Annotated in this window: 12 protein-coding genes and 1 pseudogene; 3 read left to right on the top strand and 10 right to left on the bottom strand. The window is 45.6% G+C overall.

The window, feature by feature from the left end; all coding sequences use genetic code 11:
* Positions 1–47 precede the first annotated feature (47 nt).
* A complete protein-coding gene (locus WFI24_RS34015) occupies positions 48–773 on the bottom strand; it encodes a hypothetical protein (RefSeq protein WP_221822527.1) in 726 nt (241 codons plus the stop codon).
* A gap of 141 nt (positions 774–914) precedes the next feature.
* On the opposite strand from WFI24_RS34015, the gene WFI24_RS34010 reads away from it, so the two are divergent.
* On the top strand, positions 915–1,517 hold the full coding sequence (locus WFI24_RS34010) for a hypothetical protein (RefSeq protein ID WP_336766237.1): 603 nt from the start codon (positions 915–917) through the stop codon (positions 1,515–1,517).
* Positions 1,518–1,586: 69 nt separating this feature from the next.
* Here the strand turns inward: WFI24_RS34010 and WFI24_RS34005 are convergent, their stop codons facing one another.
* The 9 genes and pseudogenes from WFI24_RS34005 to WFI24_RS33965 form a co-directional block, all read right to left on the bottom strand.
* Positions 1,587–2,066 (bottom strand): hypothetical protein, encoded by a 480-nt coding sequence (locus WFI24_RS34005; RefSeq protein ID WP_336766235.1) that lies wholly within the window; start codon positions 2,064–2,066, stop codon positions 1,587–1,589.
* A gap of 115 nt (positions 2,067–2,181) precedes the next feature.
* Positions 2,182–2,829, bottom strand: a complete 648-nt coding sequence (locus tag WFI24_RS34000) for a DUF3885 domain-containing protein (RefSeq protein WP_336766234.1) — start codon at positions 2,827–2,829, stop codon at positions 2,182–2,184.
* Positions 2,830–2,966: 137 nt separating this feature from the next.
* Entirely contained in the window at positions 2,967–3,296 is a 330-nt protein-coding gene (locus WFI24_RS33995; RefSeq protein WP_336766232.1) for a DUF3024 domain-containing protein, read from the bottom strand.
* A 542-nt stretch (positions 3,297–3,838) separates the two neighbouring features.
* Positions 3,839–4,756: an NAD(P)-dependent alcohol dehydrogenase gene (locus WFI24_RS33990; protein WP_336766230.1), complete on the bottom strand. Its 918-nt coding sequence runs from the start codon at positions 4,754–4,756 to the stop codon at positions 3,839–3,841.
* Between the two features lie 777 nt (positions 4,757–5,533).
* Positions 5,534–7,576 (bottom strand): B12-binding domain-containing radical SAM protein, encoded by a 2,043-nt coding sequence (locus WFI24_RS33985; RefSeq protein ID WP_221822518.1) that lies wholly within the window; start codon positions 7,574–7,576, stop codon positions 5,534–5,536.
* 1,083 nt (positions 7,577–8,659) lie between these two features.
* Entirely contained in the window at positions 8,660–10,540 is a 1,881-nt protein-coding gene (gene recQ, locus WFI24_RS33980) for a DNA helicase RecQ (RefSeq protein ID WP_336766227.1), read from the bottom strand.
* A gap of 311 nt (positions 10,541–10,851) precedes the next feature.
* Positions 10,852–11,586, bottom strand: a pseudogene (locus WFI24_RS33975) (Rpn family recombination-promoting nuclease/putative transposase); the annotation flags it as partial.
* 82 nt (positions 11,587–11,668) lie between these two features.
* The gene (locus WFI24_RS33970; protein ID WP_336766224.1) at positions 11,669–13,582 is read right to left on the bottom strand and encodes an ABC transporter ATP-binding protein; all 1,914 of its coding nucleotides are present in this window, start codon (positions 13,580–13,582) and stop codon (positions 11,669–11,671) included.
* Positions 13,575–15,395 carry an ABC transporter ATP-binding protein gene (locus WFI24_RS33965; protein WP_336766222.1) on the bottom strand — a complete coding sequence of 607 codons (1,821 nt, stop codon included), beginning with the start codon at positions 15,393–15,395 and terminating at the stop codon, positions 13,575–13,577. The genes WFI24_RS33970 and WFI24_RS33965 overlap by 8 nt, the downstream gene beginning before the upstream one ends.
* Before the next feature lie 115 nt (positions 15,396–15,510).
* Here WFI24_RS33965 and WFI24_RS33960 point away from each other — a divergent pair, with 115 nt between their 5' ends.
* Positions 15,511–16,404: an AraC family transcriptional regulator gene (locus WFI24_RS33960; protein WP_336766221.1), complete on the top strand. Its 894-nt coding sequence runs from the start codon at positions 15,511–15,513 to the stop codon at positions 16,402–16,404.
* Between the two features lie 27 nt (positions 16,405–16,431).
* On the top strand, positions 16,432–16,956 hold the full coding sequence (locus WFI24_RS33955; RefSeq protein WP_336766219.1) for a DUF5412 family protein: 525 nt from the start codon (positions 16,432–16,434) through the stop codon (positions 16,954–16,956).
* Positions 16,957–17,471 lie beyond the last annotated feature (515 nt).

The following is a 17,471-nucleotide window of genomic DNA, read 5'->3' as shown; positions in this document are numbered from 1 at the left end:
CCCTCCACAATTCATACCATATCAATTATACAAACAATCGTAACGTTTTAACGTTTACCAATGTATAGCTTCGTTTGTGTCCAATGAAGATTATAGCCATAGCAGTATAGCTCAAAGTATGGATATAAGCAGTTTTCCGCCTCTTGCAAACCTTGATAACGGGGCCATTGCAAGTAATAGGCTACCCAATAATCGCAAGCGATGGAATAGTAGGCTTCGCTCAATATTTCGATAGCTTCATTGTAATCTTTGCGTGAGCGAAGTAGGTCACCAAGTGCTTCGTAAACGACCTCGCTATCCTCTTCATCCGTGCCTTGAATCAGTCCTTGTTCTAACTTGCTAATTTCCCCTGGTGGTAGTGCAACCACTTCCTTTACACACGCCAAAGCCCCGTATGCTTTCTTAGCTACGTCTGCTAGTTCATCATCCTCCGGCACCATGGAGAACAGACTCTTCAATCTTTGAATTAGTTCTTCCCCTAGACCACGGAGCGTTTCCTCGGAAGCATCCTCATGTCCACCATTGAAATAACCCGGCACATATTCGCCAGCGAATTCCTCTGGATTCAACATCTCATAGATCAGACGTATTCTGTCCAGAAAACACTGGCTCTCTGGAATCGGCTCAAACACACGTTCAATCCCTGCTCCCGATGGCATAAACCATTGAAAAAATCCGTAGAGATGGTCTGCCTCAACCTGTTCATCATCTTCTCGCTCAATATCTTCTCCGCCCATCGATAATAAATAGCGGCCATATTCTTGTTGATCCATTCGTACCATCTCCTCGTTTGTTCCACCGCTTTACCACTTTTAGTTTGGCACAACCAATTTACAATAATTTTCAAATATGTGTATAGTAGAAATGAAGCAAAATACTTTCAATATACTAAATCTAACAGAGAGGATGAGATCATGTCTTTTTTCAAAAAGAAGGTTGTTCTAGTCTCTTTATTCGTATTGGCTATCTCTGCTGGTGCAATCGCTTACGTAAATGGTCAATCGAAACCGGACGTGCCCATTCATAAAGTCGTCAACCTTTCAGCCAACTCTTTAATATTTCATGAAATAGATAAGCTGGATGCGTTTGCTGAACTGATCGTTATTGGTTATGCAACAGAAGATTTCAGAGATCGAGAGCATGTTATTACTGCATTTGAGGATGGGACCATGCAATCCTTTCACACCAACACAAACATCAAGATTGAAAAGATATTGAAGAAACCCGAAGATTTCCCTTCAGATCAGAACGAATTGACAATCATCGAACCCGTTAGCCTGGAAGGAGACGTCAAATATACAGCTAATGACTATGTAGAATTGCAGAAGGGTGATAAAAGTGTGCTTTTCTTGATGAAAAACTCCTTTGGTAATTATGGATTAATCAATGATAACTTAGGCAAATTCAGCCTTGAAGGGATAACTCAATATAGTGTGTCTCAATCCTCCACTGCACAAGCGTTAACAGAATATGAAACTTTCCGGGACTCCGTTATGGAGAAGTACCATTTGAATTAAGGTTTTATCATACAACACTCATCCCTTTAACAGTTGTCTTAATCACCAGTAATAGCAGTCCTCTTCTATCTATTGCACTTCTTTATCTAGGCTTACGTCAAAGGATGAAGTTATCGATTTTTGTCTATAATCATTGGGTATCACTTTAATCTCCACGTTTAGATGTATAGATTCAGGCAAATTCATTTGAGTTATATTCTCATAACCGATGAAGTAATAATGCTTTTCGTCCAGTTCTATCAAACCTCCACCTGTTGAGTCAGAAGTTGAAATCAGATTCCCGTCACGATAAAGCTCACAAGCAATGTTATATTCCTCCAAACTGTACCCTTTCACTTCATATCCAACCTTGATTTGATTTTCCGTGTAATCAGCATTTCGTAAACTGATCGCACCACCATCCACCATTTGAGTCTGAATTGCAATATTTGCTTCGGGCATCTCCGGTTTCTTTATTAGATAGCCTACTTTTAGGTACCATATAACTCCTAATACAACTACTGCAAGTACAATCATAACAATGAGTAACTTCTTTTCTTTTTTATCCATAATTCTTACTCCTTACATCTGAACACCCTTGAAGTTCTTTCCAAACCTGTGTTTCAAATAATACATTATCCCTGCGTGATCAACATCAGAAAATTATCTTGGATCATCCACCCCATTATCCTATAAATATATTGTTAATTCTGTCTCGATCATAATCTAAAATCCAACCATTAAATTCTTTATAAATATCCATTAGCTCTTCTCTTGATGCTGAAATAACATCGCAACCTCTATCATCATAGATATGAAATATCGTTTTCTTACTAATATTAATGAAATACACCCTATGATAAATCATTGGCTTTATTCCAACATCATGATTACATATAGCTCTGATTAACTGATTATATTTCAAGTCCTCAACTCTACATTTAGTCCAGTACCTATACATGTTGTTCCTTGGGTCTGGGATTTCATCCGGTTCACAATCCAAACCTGAAAGTATCTCAAGTCTCAAGGCTCTAATCGGCTCTTTCTTCTTGATATATTTACTATACAGGTTCAACTTCTTCACTTTGTGTTTAGGCTTATCTGCAAAATAAGCTTGAGTTATTAATAGGACTTCATCTTCTTGATCATGAAGAGCCTTAAATAATTCAAGTGATCGATAATAAACTTGTTCCATGTAATGCTCCGTACTCATTCCAAACATCAGAGGATTGCCAAGTTCGAATCGTATTGCAACATCCCAATCATAGAAAAGAGGCGGTTTTTCTAATGTTAGGTTTGGAAAATGCTCTGCCAGGTATGTCTTCAGGTCCATTCTGTGGCCTCCAAATTCTCTTAAAGATGAATGCCAGCTAAAAAATGAATCCGTCTCTTCAATGGTTTCAAGTTTGACATTCATATCTTTTAATGTTAATTATCTTACTCAACTCTCCAACTCTTTTTTTCGAAAAATTAATTCCAGAACATTCCGTTATGACCTTCGTCAACGATCTTGAGTTGTGTTTCAAAATCTTCGTTCGGTTCGATATCATCGATGAAATGCCATCTGCCTTTACTGTCCTGCCAATACACTTTCCATGCCTTCTCATCCAATCTGAACTGTGCTACCGGCATCTGTACCCATTGCTCGCTTCGAAAGGCTTGCCTTTCTTCAATCAACGTCATATGTTTTCCTCTGATTTTATAACTTATCTTCATCTGGCTTTTCACGTGCTCGGGTACTGCATTTTGGGTGTAATTATCCATAATCTTTTGAATCCGCTTCTTAGTAAAATCATCCATTTTCTATAGCAATCCTGCCCTAATCGGTTTTGGTTTAATTATATCACGATGTTTTCTCAGACCTAAATGATGCTTTTAGTGATGTAAAAGGTAAAACGGAGCGCGGCTTATACAATGGCAAGCCGCGTCAGGGTGAGGTGCTGCGTACAATGGGTGCAGCACCTCATAGGGTTGCACCGCGTTTTAATAACCGCGGTGCTCATCATTCCAGCAGCATTACGGTGGACTACGCCGTGATGCATGCAATAAAAGCGCCACGACCCCATAGTCGTAGCGCTTCTCTCTGCTGCATGTCGCCAATTAGCCATGCAAGCTAACCCCAGAGCCGCTTCATTTACATGGAAGCGGCTTTATGCTCCCAGCGGCAGCATGTAATACTGCGCCGGATGCCCTTCATGCTACATAAGATCCATCCCCATAGATCAGTGGCTTTACGCTCCCTGTGATACCGCAGGGATTGACCGTTTCCGCAGCCGATCTTCAGCACCTTTTCCCTAAAACAGGCCTCAGCGTAAAGCTGATTTCTATATACATCCTTCATTCTATCTGATCGTTATTGCCACATTGCCTCTCTTACGCCCGGTATCCACATATCGGTGGGCCTCCACAATTTCATCCATAGCATAGGTTCGATCGATGATCGGTTTTAGTTTGTTTTCCTCAATCAACTCTTTGAGAAAGAGTAAATCGGCTTCTTCCATTTTCGGAAGTCGACTGTTGTTTAGAAAAACACCACTGGGTGTTAGGATTTTTTGGCATTTTGAGGGTTTGGCTTTTATTACCGCATCATAAACGATATCGTATTTTGTTTCTGATTGCGTAAAGTCTTCTTCGGTATAATCAATTACTTTATCCGCTCCTATAGATTCTACCAATCCAAAATTACTTTTACTGCACACCGCTGTGACTTCTGCCCCATAGTATTTCGCAAGTTGAATTGCATACGTCCCAAGGCTGCCGGATGCTCCATTGATCAATATTTTCTGACCTGGCTTGATTTTTGCTTTTTGCAAATTTTTCAAAGCTGTAAGTGCTCCCGATGGAACGACCGCAGCTTCTTCGTAGGATAAATGGTTGGGCTTTATTGCAACCATTCCTTTTTTTTCCCCGGTTCCGTTTTTCACTTTTTCAGGTAAACAAATGTATTCGGCATAACCCCCACAAAACCCTGTAAGTCCAAAGACCTTGTCTCCTTCCTTAAAGGATTGTACGTCTTTCCCTACCGACTCAATCACACCGGATATTTCCAGGCCAAGTATTAAATTTTTCCTGGGCTTGAGCATGCCGAATACAAGTCTCACCAAGAATGGATCAGCTCTTCGAATACGGGTATCACCAATATGTGCAGTGGCTGCAAAAACTTTAATTAAAACCTCATCGTCTTTCGGTTTAGGCTTTTCCATCTCTTTCATCTGTAGCACTTCTGGCGGTCCGTAATTGGTGCAAATCACAGCTTTCATATGAACCCTCCTTAGTGTTTCTCTGTCTGGCTCGATCATTGTTTATACATCAGCAGCCATACGTTGAGCCTCTTTTAACGTTCGAATTGGTTGGACCATGTTTGGGATTGATGTGACTTCAATAAATATGCTTCAGGGCCTGTTTTTAGTGCTATTCTAATATTCCGTTCATCTTCCAAATGTTGTTCACATCATCCTATCCATTGAGATCACATCCCAAATAACAGCCGCAAACTTTGATAAAACGGAGCATTTTTTCAACTGTACCATGATCTCGAACCGATAACCGTATTATTGATGCAGTAATATGTAAATCAACTTAAAGTAGGCCTTCGCTTAAACTGTACCCTATGTAAAGGACATGTCTATAACAAGACATATACTGCTTGAAGAAGATTATTTCTGTACTCTGTAGGGTCATTCTTTTTTTAAGTTCCATTGGTATCTGGCGTGACCTTGAAAACAAAAGGAAGGCCCTTCTTCATCCCATAGAGAATCAGACGACCTTCCGATGCTTTCGAAACATATATGATTTTTTAAAAGGTGGATCGGAGCGCGGCTTATGCAGTGGCAAGCCACGTAAGGGTGAGGTGCTGCGCCCAATGGGGCAGCACCTCACGGGATCGCACCGCGTCCATAACCGCGGTGCTCGCCGTTGTACGCATCACGAGCGCATAGCCGTGATGCGTACAAAAAGCGCCACGACCGCTAAGCCGTGGCGCTTCTCCCGCTGCATGCCGCCAATCGGCCATGCAGCTAACCCCTAGGTCGCTGCATCTACATGGCAGCGGCTTCTTCTCCCAGCGGCAGCGTGTAATACTGCGCCTGCTGCCCTTCATGCTGCTGGTACACAACGACCAGCAGCGTCCGGCCTTTCGCGGCAAGCGGGCTGGCGCCAGCTAGCACACGCTCAAGCCGGAACGGAAGCACATCCAATACGGTGTGCTTCTGCAGTTCCTTTTCGCCGAGACCAAGGTCGGCGAAAGCACGGGCACCCATGACCGTCTGTGCGGTCATGGCCGAGGTCATCGGCAACGCACGCGAAGCGTTGCCGTCCACCATGTCCGCCGCTCCATCCGCGGCGGACCCTGTTGCGTCGCCCGAAGTGAGCGACGCTGCAACCCCGGCTTCGCTGCCGATTACACCCGCCGCATCTGCGGCAGAGTCTTCCTCGGCAGCAGCCGAACTTGCCCCAGCGGCACTCGGACCCGTGCCGCTGCTTTCCAACCAAGCCGTGCCTGCGGCGCCGGCAACACGTGGCAGACGAACATCTTCCGGACGTTCAGCCAACGTTTTCATATAACCCGCCCACTGGTCTTTCTGAAGCGGATCTTCCCACCAGATTTTGCGTGGTTTGTATTTGTGGCCGAGGAAATAGTCCAGTTTCATCAAGCCGAGTACGATATCCATATGCGGCGTATTCCGCGACTCCAGGAAGCTGTGCAAACGAGTAAACAGATCCTCCAGTTGGTGACCAATCTTCTGCCACCCCTGACCTTCCCAGTAATCACCAAACGCCTGGAAGAAATCAAACGGTGAGTTGAACTCCTGCTCCATCAGGTACTTCAGCGTATGGTCCATCCGGTGTGCGTTCCAGTATTTCTCCAGCACATCTTCCAGACGCTTTAAGCGCACAATGTCGCTGAACGGCAGCACATCGCTGCCGAGAATCTCATACGGCGCGTGATCCATGTACGTATAGTTGTACTTCTCCGCATCCAGACGCAGCCCCGTACCACGCAGCATTTTGAGGAATCCGAGCTGAAGCTCTTCCGGCCCCAGTGCAAATACATCGTTAAACGTCTTGCGGAACGTATTGTAATCTTCCTCCGGCAGTCCGGCGATGAGATCCAGATGCTGGTCGATTTTGCCACTGGCTTTGACTTTGTTCACCGTACGGCTCAGCTTGGTAAAGTTCTGACGGCGTTTTACCAGTTCATTCGTTGGATCATTCGTGGACTGAACCCCGATCTCGAAGCGGAATGTGCCCGGTGGCGCATTCTCTGCCAGATAATCCAGTACTTCAGGACGCATAATATCCGCCGTAATTTCAAACTGAAATACCGTCCCCTGATGATTCTCGATTAGGAATTTGAACATTTCAAGCGCATAATCCCGCTTGATGTTGAACGTCCGGTCCACGAACTTGATCAGCTTCGCACCCTTCTCAATCAGGTACAGAATGTCCGACTTCGTCCGCTCAATATCGTAGTACCGCACGCCGACCTCAATACTGGACAGACAGAACTGACAACTGAACGGACAGCCCCGACTGGTCTCAAAATAAACAACCCGCTTCCCGAGATCCGGGATATCCTCTTCAAATCGGTGTGGTGACGGCAGATCATTCAGATCCGCCTTAGGGCGTCCTGGCATGAGAATGACCTCTTCCCCTTTGCGATACGCCAGGCCATACACAAAGTGGAACTTCTTACTCCCCTGCAGCTCCGTCAACAGCTGATGCAGCGTCTCTTCCCCTTCGCCCATCACGATGAAATCGACATTCGGAATCCGGTTCATCCAATATTCCGTGTCGTAGGACACCTCCGGTCCGCCCAGCAGAATTTTCACGTCAGGCATAACCTTTTTCAGATTATCAATGACCTTGATCGTCTCTTCAATGTTCCAGATGTAACACGAGAACCCAATCACGTCCGCCCCACGCTGGTACAGATCAGATACAATGTTCATCACCGGGTCCTTAATCGTATATTCCGCCAGGTCAATATCAAAATCCTTCTCACTGTACGCCTTCAGACACCGCAAGGCCAAGGAGGTATGGATGTACTTTGCATTTAATGTAGAAAGAATAACCTTCATGGTTCACAACCTTTGCCTGGACACCCAGACCATATTTTTTTGGTAAAAGGAAAGCTGCACAGCCATCCTACCTCGGATGCTGTTCATCTAAACCTCTTTTGAACTAGCCATTCCACTCATCATGGACATATCCAACTTTTGTCTTTCAAAGAGTGGACACTCTTTTCAAAAAGACATATACACCCCACCAAACCCAAACCACAACATACAGTATAAAATACATACAATCATACCACATGTTGTGCAGTCTACTGTCGGCCAATTCTAACGTCCATGTCCACCTTTTGAAAGACAATTCACCATCTTTTGTCCGCACCACAGAGACACCATAATCAACTTCAAACTCAACTTCAACTTGTAAAAGACCTCATTCGCATTCCATCCAAAATTCGATATCATCATCTTACTGCCTTGAGGTTTTAGGTTTTAGGTTAGCCTTGAACCTCTACCGGACACTTCGCCCGTATCTTGGACGAACCATCGAACTCTTCTAGAGTGTGTTTTCAAACTCAGGCAAAAGATAAGTTAAAAGGATACCAGGGTCCACCCCCTACCCCGGCAACTGTAGCATTAAACTCGGCCAAAAGATCGATCATTCCTTGCACCGGAGAAGATGGAACTGTCCAACTTGATTGTGGAACAAAAGGATTGCACGGAGCAGGAAGATGCTGTGAATGAGAACACAGGCTGGCTATTTCTGCGAATTGTCCAGACGATTTTCTAAGGAACCGAGGACGACTTATTGGGCCATCCGGTCCTCCTTTTATTTTGTAAGGAACATCAGACACGTTATTCACCAAAATCACCTGACAAACACGCTGTAAACCGCTGTTTATTCAGATATAGCGAGTTACAGATTCCTTAAATTGCTGCTCACGCTTCAAATCCCTGAATAAGACGCCACAGTTTCGCTAGCGTTCCCGCTCCATGTTCTGCCCCTGACACACAGTTATGCTCCGGCTTACGACAGGTTTGAAAATATCCTTCAAATACATATCTATCATCTTTTTGAACATTGAGCTTTAAGCACATGAACTTTAAAGATTGGAAAGTGAAAATTAACAATTCATACTCATTTCACACTCACTCATACTCGTAAAATGCATCGTCATCCGTATCCACTTCTTCGCCCGATTGCTTCTGGAAGAACTCCAAGAACGGTAGTCCGTATTTGCGGTACTTGACCTCACCGACCCCTTTGATATCCAGCATGTCACGTTCTGTCTGTGGACATACCACACTCATCTCACGCAGGGTCGCATCATTGAAAATAATGTACGATGGCACATGCTCTTTCGCTGCCAGATCACGACGGATAAGACGCAGCTGTTCGAATACCGTCTCATTCACCGCAGATGGCATCGCATCACGACCACGACGTCCGCCATAGTTCGTACCCGAAGCTGTCGCTGCTGACTTGCGGACCACACGCTGCATCACTTCACGCTGGCCTTTGAGTACTTCCACCGCCAGTGGCTGCAATCGCACGACCGGATACTGTCCCTCGGACAGCATCAGATAGCCTTCGGATACCATCACGTTGATGATCTCCGAAATCTCGCGCTCCGTCCGATTGCCCATCATACCATAGGTTGGCAGAGAGTTGAAGCCGTAATCGAGCACTTTTTTGGCACGAGAACCTTTGAGCACCGAAGCGACCAAGGATACACCATACCGTTCACGCATGCGATGAATACAGCTGAATATTTTCTGCGCATCAATTGTCATATCGACCAGCTCACGGTCGTCCGTACAAGAACTGCACGTACCGCACGGTTTATCGTCATGCACCTCACCGAAATAATCCAGCTGCGCACTGCGCAGACAACGCGTCGTGTAACAGTAATCCACCATCTGCTGCAGCTTCCGGTAATCGTTCTGTTTACGGTCGCCGTCCATCGGATTCTGCTCAATCAGGAACTTTTGAGTGATAATGTCCTGTGCCCCGAATAGCAGAATGCACTGGCTTGGCTCTCCGTCCCGTCCCGCACGCCCGGCTTCCTGCACGTATGCCTCCATGTTCTTCGGCATGCTGTTATGAATCACGTAACGTACGTTCGATTTATCAATCCCCATGCCGAACGCATTGGTCGCCACCATCACTCGGATATCATCATACAAAAAAGCTTCTTGGCTCTGGGACCGTTCATCGTCCGTCATCCCGGCATGATAACGTCCTGCGGGCAATCCCGCCTGCAACAAACGCTGATGCAGATCGTCCACGTCCTTACGAGTCGCGGCGTACACAATGCCCGGCTCGCTGGCATGCTCGCGCGCATAATTCAGGACAAAGTCCTTCTTGCTCTCGCCGCGCAGCACGCTAAACGCCAGATTATCCCGCCCAAGTCCGGTCACATACGTCTGCGGGTCCTGCAAACGCAGCAGCCGCAGAATATCGCCCATGACCTCGGGCGTCGCTGTAGCCGTAAAGGCCGCAACCACCGGCCGCTCCGGCAAACTATCCACAAACGGTGCTACCGCCAGGTAGCTTGTCCGAAAATCATGCCCCCACTGCGACACACAGTGGGCCTCATCCACGGCAACGCAAGAGATCGGCAAATAGCCCATCTCCTCGCGGAACCAATCCAGCTCCAGTCGCTCAGGCGCAACATAGAGCAGCTTCAGCTCACCGCGCTGCGCCGCGCGGATGCGATCATTCACTTCTTTGCCGCTAAGTGTACTATTAATATACGCGGCAGCAATTCCGGCGGTCGTCAACGCATCGACCTGATCTTTCATTAAGGAGATTAACGGGGAGACGACAAGCGTCAGTCCCGAATATAACAGAGCGGGGATCTGATAACAGATCGACTTACCGCCCCCGGTTGGCATAATACCAAGCGTATCTTCACGTTCGAGCAGGCTGGCTACGATCTTTTTCTGTCCCTCTCGGAAGTCGGGGTAGCCATAATATTTTTGCAGGAGACCCTGCGCTTCTTCTAATGTAGGTGTTTGCACACTCATGTAAAGACTCCTTACTTATCACCGGTGTTACTCCACCAGCTTGGTCCGATCCGATTCTGACATCCGAAAGCGGCACATATCCCGCATCCTTGACAACAAAATGGCGTTCTCATGACTTGTCCGTCAAGCAAACGCCGCTCCCTTTAGTTTAACGGCCCAGCCCCGAATGAGCAACCGCGTTTTACTGTAAATGTTTGAAGCTTCTTCACCAAAATAAAAACAACCGTCCTGCCCTAGTTGGACAAAACGATTGCATTTATTTTAACAAACCTACTAAGTCATACAATGACTTGTTTTGTACTGATTATGCTTTAATCCTTCAACAACTCAACCTCAGACTGAGATAAACCGCTTGCCTTTGCAATAACAGAAACTTCGAGTCCTAGTGAGAGCATGTTTTTTGCAATCTCAATCGCCTTTCTTTTTTCCCCTTCTACTAATCCCTTTTCTATCCCCTTGGCTATTCCCTTTTCCGTAGCCCACTCAATCATGGAAGCTTCATCATGCAAATACTTTTGACGCTCTTCATACAAACGACGTGCTTCCCGATCCTGACTCAAGAACTCCAGCGTATCCATCGCTTTTTTCAACGTAGGTTCATTCATTTGCAGCACCTCCCAGTTGGATTTGTCAGCACCTTTCAGGAACAAGAGCCAGTTAATTAGTCCACCTTCCATCGGAATGGATTGGTCGTCCAGCTTGGACAGCTCCATGAAATGCACTTCAAGATCATCACTAAGTTCAAGTCCGGTGTGGTCTTCCCTCAGATGAAACACATTATGATAACGCTCGTTGGCGATAAACGAGTAATTCAAAATATTAATGGTGACGCACTTTTTCAATTCCTTGTATGTCTGACCTTCCTGCAGCTGGCTCGAATAACGCTTGCTCCAGTAATATAGGGTTCGCTTCTCGATATCGTATTTATTAAATAACTGCATTTCAATGTTGATCAGCTTACCTTCAGCTGTTTTCGCCCAGATATCAAATATGGACTGTTTATCAAGCGGAGCATCTTTATCAGTATACGGATTAAGAAGTACAATCAAATCTCTCATCACTGTTCATACGTTAAATAAGAATAAATATAATTCAACAAATCGTGTCCCTTAATTATTTCATACGAGCTCACTCATCGACAAATGCTGCTTTTGCATTCATACGATAATACAATCCTTTCCTCTGCATCAGCTGTTCATGCGTTCCATCTTCGGCAATTCGGCCATGCTCCATCACAAGGATACGAGAGCACTGACGAGCGACCTCCATTCGATGTGTGACGAGTAACCCTATTCTGCCTTTCATAAAATTCAACAAGTGATTCATCACATGCTGTTCTGTCTGAATATCCAGTGATGACGTTGGTTCGTCCAGAATATACAGGTCGGATGATCTCATGAATAGCCTGGCAAGCGACAGTCGCTGTTGTTGACCTCCAGATAGATTGGCCCCTTTTTCTTGCAATATCGCAGCGTATTGCTCCTCCTGATTCTCAATAAATTCATGCAAACCTGCCTGCTCTGCCGCAAGCTTCACCTTGTCTAAGGTAGCGTCAAGGCTCAGACGGATATTGTCCTCAATCGTGCCTGTAAAAAAAGTTGGTGTCTGCGGCATATGCGTCAGTCTGGATTGATTATCCCTTTTCATATACGCTGCAACATGTTTATTGCCCAGCAATACGCTTCCATTCGTTGGCTCGATCAGCCCTGCACACACTTGGCACAGTGTTGATTTGCCAGCACCGCTGGCACCAACTACCGCAACACATTCACCAGGAACCAGGCTAAGCGTAATCTGATCCAGAATCCTCCGACCACTATCTTCATCGGTAACTGTAAGCTGTTGAAGACGCAGCATAGCAAGTTCGTTCTCTTGGTATGTTGTTTGTTGTGAGTGCCTTTGATCTTGGTCATAACTACCCTGTGGAAGCTCCTCATGCTTGAGATTGGATGAGTCTGTCTTCTTGTTGTCCGCCAATTTCAACCATGCAGAGATACGTCCAAATGCACCCACGCTGGCTTGCATCTGACTCCACTGACTGGACAAGCCGAGCACTGGCCACACCACCAGTTCAAACAGCAAACTACTTGCAACAACCATACCCGGAGACAAGGTTCCTCTAGCCGCTGACAAAGCTATAAGGAACAATGCTGCCAATTGAGACAGACCAAATACTGCCATCGCTACGTTATCGGACATGCTCAAAGTCATCTGCAACTTCGCCTCAACACGGTTCAAGGATTGCTGTTGTGTTCGAAATCGTGTGAGAAACCACGGTGATGCATTATAGGTTTGAATCACAGGTATTCCTTCAACATACTGTTGAATCTGCTGTTGCGACTCACCTTCCCTGGATTCGACCTCATCGGACAGATGTACAATTCGCTGATCATACAGCCTTGCCGTGAACCAAATCACCCCTGCACTCACTAAGGCGATGAGCGCAACCCACGCATCTGCTCTGTACAAGTATCCCAGTGATAATACGATGATGAATATAACCGTAACACCCTCTGCAATGGCTTCTACCACTTCTGCACCATGCTTGGTATCTTCCTTGATGCGAAGCATCACATCTCCGGACTTCTGTCTGCGAACCCACGCATACGGCATCCTGTTCAATAACTTCAGCAAGTCCATAGACATATCTCTGTACATGGACTCTTTGAGCCATACCAGTACATAACGATGCATCGCGAGCAACACGATAAACCCTGCCAATATAGCGATGAAAATTATCGCGGTGGCATTAAGCTGTTCCTGTCCCCCATCATGAATGGCGTCCACGAAGAATCCCTGTACGAAGGCAAGTCCCCAATCGAAGACCGCATCTGCTGCAATAAAAACGAGCAGGATCGCTACAGCTAATCCGTAAGGCTTCATCCAGCGAACAATAACAGGCCATACCGTTGCGAGTGATACAACTTGCTTTGGATCATCTGAAACATAACTTTCGTCCAATGTATATCCAGCATCTATTTCAAGGTCTTCCTTCATTTCAACTTCATCTGCAAAAGCTGTATCTTCACTCTTGTTACTCATGCTGTCCCTCCACTTCCGCATCCTGCTCCGCAATATAGCTTCGATATCCGTTCGGACGATCCAGCAATTCAAAATGAGTCCCTGTATCTTGGACGCGTCCCTTCTGCATGTAGATGACCTGATCCGCCCGTTCGATCAGCGATAATCGATGGGTAACTGCAATAATCGTTGTGCCTTGGTCAGTAGTGACACGGGCAAATAAATCATTTAACCGCTGCTCATGCAACGGATCCTGGGATGACGTCGGTTCATCCAGCAATACAATATCGGGATTTCTCAGCATTGCTCTGGCCAAACTGATACGCTGAAGTTCACCACCCGACATTGTCCCACCCTGTGGCTGAAGTTCTGTCCCATAGCCAAGCGATTGACGCATAATGGCATCATGCGCATGAGTCAATTCGGCTGCAACTTTTACTTGATCAGGTGATATCCCTTCTAATCCAAAAACAATATTCTCTTCTACCGTACCTGTGAAAATAAAGGCTTGTTGCGGAACATACACCTGGATGACATGTTCTGTCTGAGCTTCATGCATATCATGTAATGAATTGTTCTGCTTCATTATCTGGATCGAACCCGTGACAGGCGTATCTAATCCCGCTATTAATTTCAATAACGTGGTCTTCCCGCATCCACTTGGACCCGTGATTACAGTGAGCTTTCCTTTCGTCGCTACAAAAGAAATATCCGTTAGCACTTCTTCTTGTTTCGCATACCTGTAAGACACATGCTGTACCTTAATGCCGGTCGGTTTAGATTGCTTTTCATGTTCCACTGAACCCGGTTCGGATCGCACATATGCATTGGTACCGGTATGAGCAACCGTGTTCTTTTTCTCCAGATCCAGAACTTCAAAGATTCTGGACGCATGAGAAGCTGAACCGATAAAATTATTCCACAACCCGGATAGTGACTCAATCGGACGAGTTAACTGACTGCTCGCCACCAGAAAAGCCGCCAATCCTCCCACATCCATATGTCCGTTCAACACCTGCATGCCGCCTAGATAGAGAATCAGAATCATCCCACCATACGTCGAGACCCGTCCAGCTGCCTCCGACAGACGTTGTAACACAGATACGGACATCGTATGTCTGAACACTCGATCCATTCGATCTTTAAAATGTTGGTGCACATAACCCGCGAGTCCGTAGCTCCGGATCTCCACAGGGGCTTGAATGATTTCAGTCAGCATCTCATCTCTTGACGCCGCACTGGCATTCAACTGATCATGTCGTCGTTGCAGACGTCTACCCAGTCCTACCGTTACAAGAGGATAGATCAACGTGAATGCAATAATAGCCAATGACAATGGCAGGTTCACCCAGCTGAAATAAGCAAAAGCAAAGATCAGTTGTATCACATTTTTTGCAAGTTCAATGCCGTGTTGGTTTATCCCTTTCTGTGCTTCCTTGGCAGAAGTCCAAACTCTGGAAGATAGATCCCCCGTATGATAGTTTGCCAGATCCCGTGTTTCTGTGTTGCCAAGGGATCCAAGCAACAGGGACTGCACAGACAATAATGTTTTTTGCTGGAATACCGTCTCAACCCACGTCATGAATGCGGTTACAATCAATCGTAATACTACAATGGACACGCCTATGATCAAACCTGAGTAGAGTAACGAAAACTTTGATTCCGTAGCCCCTTTGACTAATCTTCGGATCGATTCCAGATATCCGACTTCAATCAGGGAGACCATACATGCGGCGAAAAGCAATAGAATAATGAACATTCGGTACTTACCTGTTAATGTCCACAATCGAGTTAGCATGCCTGTCGTGGTATAAGTTCGTTTGTCAGCTAACATGGATGGTTTCTCCAATCTTGTCATTAAATTATGTACTTGGTTATGATATCATCGGGGATAAGGAAAAAATGAACATTTCTTGCTGTAAGTACGATCAGAAATAAGGGAGATTACTATGCAACATGATTTGCTGAACACATTGGATAAGCTATTCGACTACATAGAAGACCATATTCAAGACAAATTAACACTGGATCATCTGGCATCCGTGACTCATATATCGAAGTTCCACCTGCATCGCATGTTCAAACATGTAAGTGGACAATTGCCCGGGGAATATATTCGTTCACGCAAATTGGCACGCAGCCTGGAACAATTGGTGAACCTGAACTGGAAGATTATCGATATCAGCGGGCATTATGCTTTTGAACATGAACAATCTTACATACGTGCTTTCAAGCAAGCCTTCGGGATCACTCCCCTGCAATACCGCAAACAGGGAGCGGGAGAGCTTGAATTCACAGCCCGTATGACTTCGTCCATGATTACGATGCTTCCGTACGGATATATATTCAAACCAACGTATGTGCGAAAACCAGCCATGAAACTCGTCGGACAGCGATCCCATATTCGATATACAGATAATGAAGAGCACTACGAGGCCAATGCAGCAGGCAACAACTTTTTTGGTAAACACTTTCATTCAATTCCTAACGTGTTGCAACCCAACGTATACATCGGATTCACCAATGAGATTAACGAGGATTACAGTACATATCAACCTTCTGTGGAAGTCACCCACCTGGATGATATCCCCAACAAACTGGATGGAATCGAAGTGCCGGCCAACCAATATGCTGTATTCAAATTCGTCTGTGATTTCCACCCAAGTCTGATCAACATCGACCACCTGGACAGTGTCTGGACATTTATTGATGAATATTGGCAAAGCCATTCGGGGTATGAGAAGAGTGATCCATACTATTTCGAAAGAATTGATGGCAGTCTGGCTCAAGACCACTACGGAGAGATGGACATTTATATTCCTGCAAAGCAAATTTCGCTGTAAGCTGGCTGTCACTGGAGGTTCGATCTCATGAATCAAAATACTCAAACGAATTCAAGTTCATCCCATACAGATTCTCGCAAATCTTGGATACGTAGACACCCGATATTCACCACATTTTCATTACTGATTCTCGTAATGTTCGTTGCCGTATTCCTGTATTTCTGGCTCCGCCCATACTTCTCCACATTTGACCGTTCTGATAAAGGAGAATTGAGCTATTCCATGCCTTCACAGAATGGTGAGTATACTGCCGAGATTTATGGTATGCCCTATGGTGGTGCGGCAGGCGGGGTTACGATGTGGGTCGATGTGAAGAAGACGAATGCCTCTGAGGACTCCACAGCCCAAACGATATATCGTGCTGAGCACCACGGGATTAACCATCTGGAATGGGAAAATGAAAACACACTCCGAATCGAAAACTGGAATGAATACACGGATGAGACCATGACCCTCAATATCGATGACGAAATATATGATGGACGGGGCTGGGCGTGCAAAAGCTTACGGCTGAAAGACCAGTATGTGCGATGCTTGGCACCTGAAAAGTAAAACAACTTAGCAACATAGTGCAAGTCTAAAACGCGCGCAGTTCCATCCTGATGCGTAATCTTCACTGCACCGCACATCAGAAGTTTTACGCGGGCTAAGCCTTGTGAGATTTTCGCCACATGCCTACTTTTATTACACCAAGACAGAAGATACACGCGGTACGAGAAACGTAAAAAGCCCCTCTCACCGATTCTTCCGGTCAAGCGGGGCTGCTCTTGTTCTACATATTATTTATTTACTTATACTTTATTGTGATCTAATATGCTTGTTTACTACCAACTTCGTAGCTATCGGACTTTAAACATATGGCAGCATCATGATTTATCTATTATATCTATTCTACCCTTAATCTTGTTCTGCTTCTGCTTCTGCTTCTGCTTCTGCTTCTGCTTCTGCTTCTGCTTCTGCTTCCTGCTTCCTGCTTCCTGCTTCCTGCTTCCTGCTTCCTGCTTCCTGCTTCCTGCTTCCTGCTTCCTGCTTCCTGCTTCCTGCTTCCTGCTTCCTGCTTCCTGCTT

The organism is Paenibacillus sp. USHLN196 (assembly GCF_037144955.1).
Classification (GTDB): domain Bacteria; phylum Bacillota; class Bacilli; order Paenibacillales; family Paenibacillaceae; genus Paenibacillus; species Paenibacillus xylanexedens_C.
This window is presented reverse-complemented; position numbering and strand designations above follow the sequence as displayed.

Bases quoted from the DNA above. Each gene is read 5' to 3' on its own strand.
- WFI24_RS34015 (WP_221822527.1), bottom strand. From the start codon at position 773: ATGGATCAACAAGAATATGGCCGCTATTTATTATCGATGGGCGGAGAA.
- WFI24_RS34010 (WP_336766237.1), top strand. From the start codon at position 915: ATGTCTTTTTTCAAAAAGAAGGTTGTTCTAGTCTCTTTATTCGTATTG.
- WFI24_RS34005 (WP_336766235.1), bottom strand. From the start codon at position 2,066: ATGGATAAAAAAGAAAAGAAGTTACTCATTGTTATGATTGTACTTGCA.
- WFI24_RS34000 (WP_336766234.1), bottom strand. From the start codon at position 2,829: ATGGACCTGAAGACATACCTGGCAGAGCATTTTCCAAACCTAACATTA.
- WFI24_RS33995 (WP_336766232.1), bottom strand. From the start codon at position 3,296: ATGGATGATTTTACTAAGAAGCGGATTCAAAAGATTATGGATAATTAC.
- WFI24_RS33990 (WP_336766230.1), bottom strand. From the start codon at position 4,756: ATGAAAGCTGTGATTTGCACCAATTACGGACCGCCAGAAGTGCTACAG.
- WFI24_RS33985 (WP_221822518.1), bottom strand. From the start codon at position 7,576: ATGAAGGTTATTCTTTCTACATTAAATGCAAAGTACATCCATACCTCC.
- recQ (WP_336766227.1), bottom strand. From the start codon at position 10,540: ATGAGTGTGCAAACACCTACATTAGAAGAAGCGCAGGGTCTCCTGCAA.
- WFI24_RS33970 (WP_336766224.1), bottom strand. From the start codon at position 13,582: ATGAGTAACAAGAGTGAAGATACAGCTTTTGCAGATGAAGTTGAAATG.
- WFI24_RS33965 (WP_336766222.1), bottom strand. From the start codon at position 15,395: ATGTTAGCTGACAAACGAACTTATACCACGACAGGCATGCTAACTCGA.
- WFI24_RS33960 (WP_336766221.1), top strand. From the start codon at position 15,511: ATGCAACATGATTTGCTGAACACATTGGATAAGCTATTCGACTACATA.
- WFI24_RS33955 (WP_336766219.1), top strand. From the start codon at position 16,432: ATGAATCAAAATACTCAAACGAATTCAAGTTCATCCCATACAGATTCT.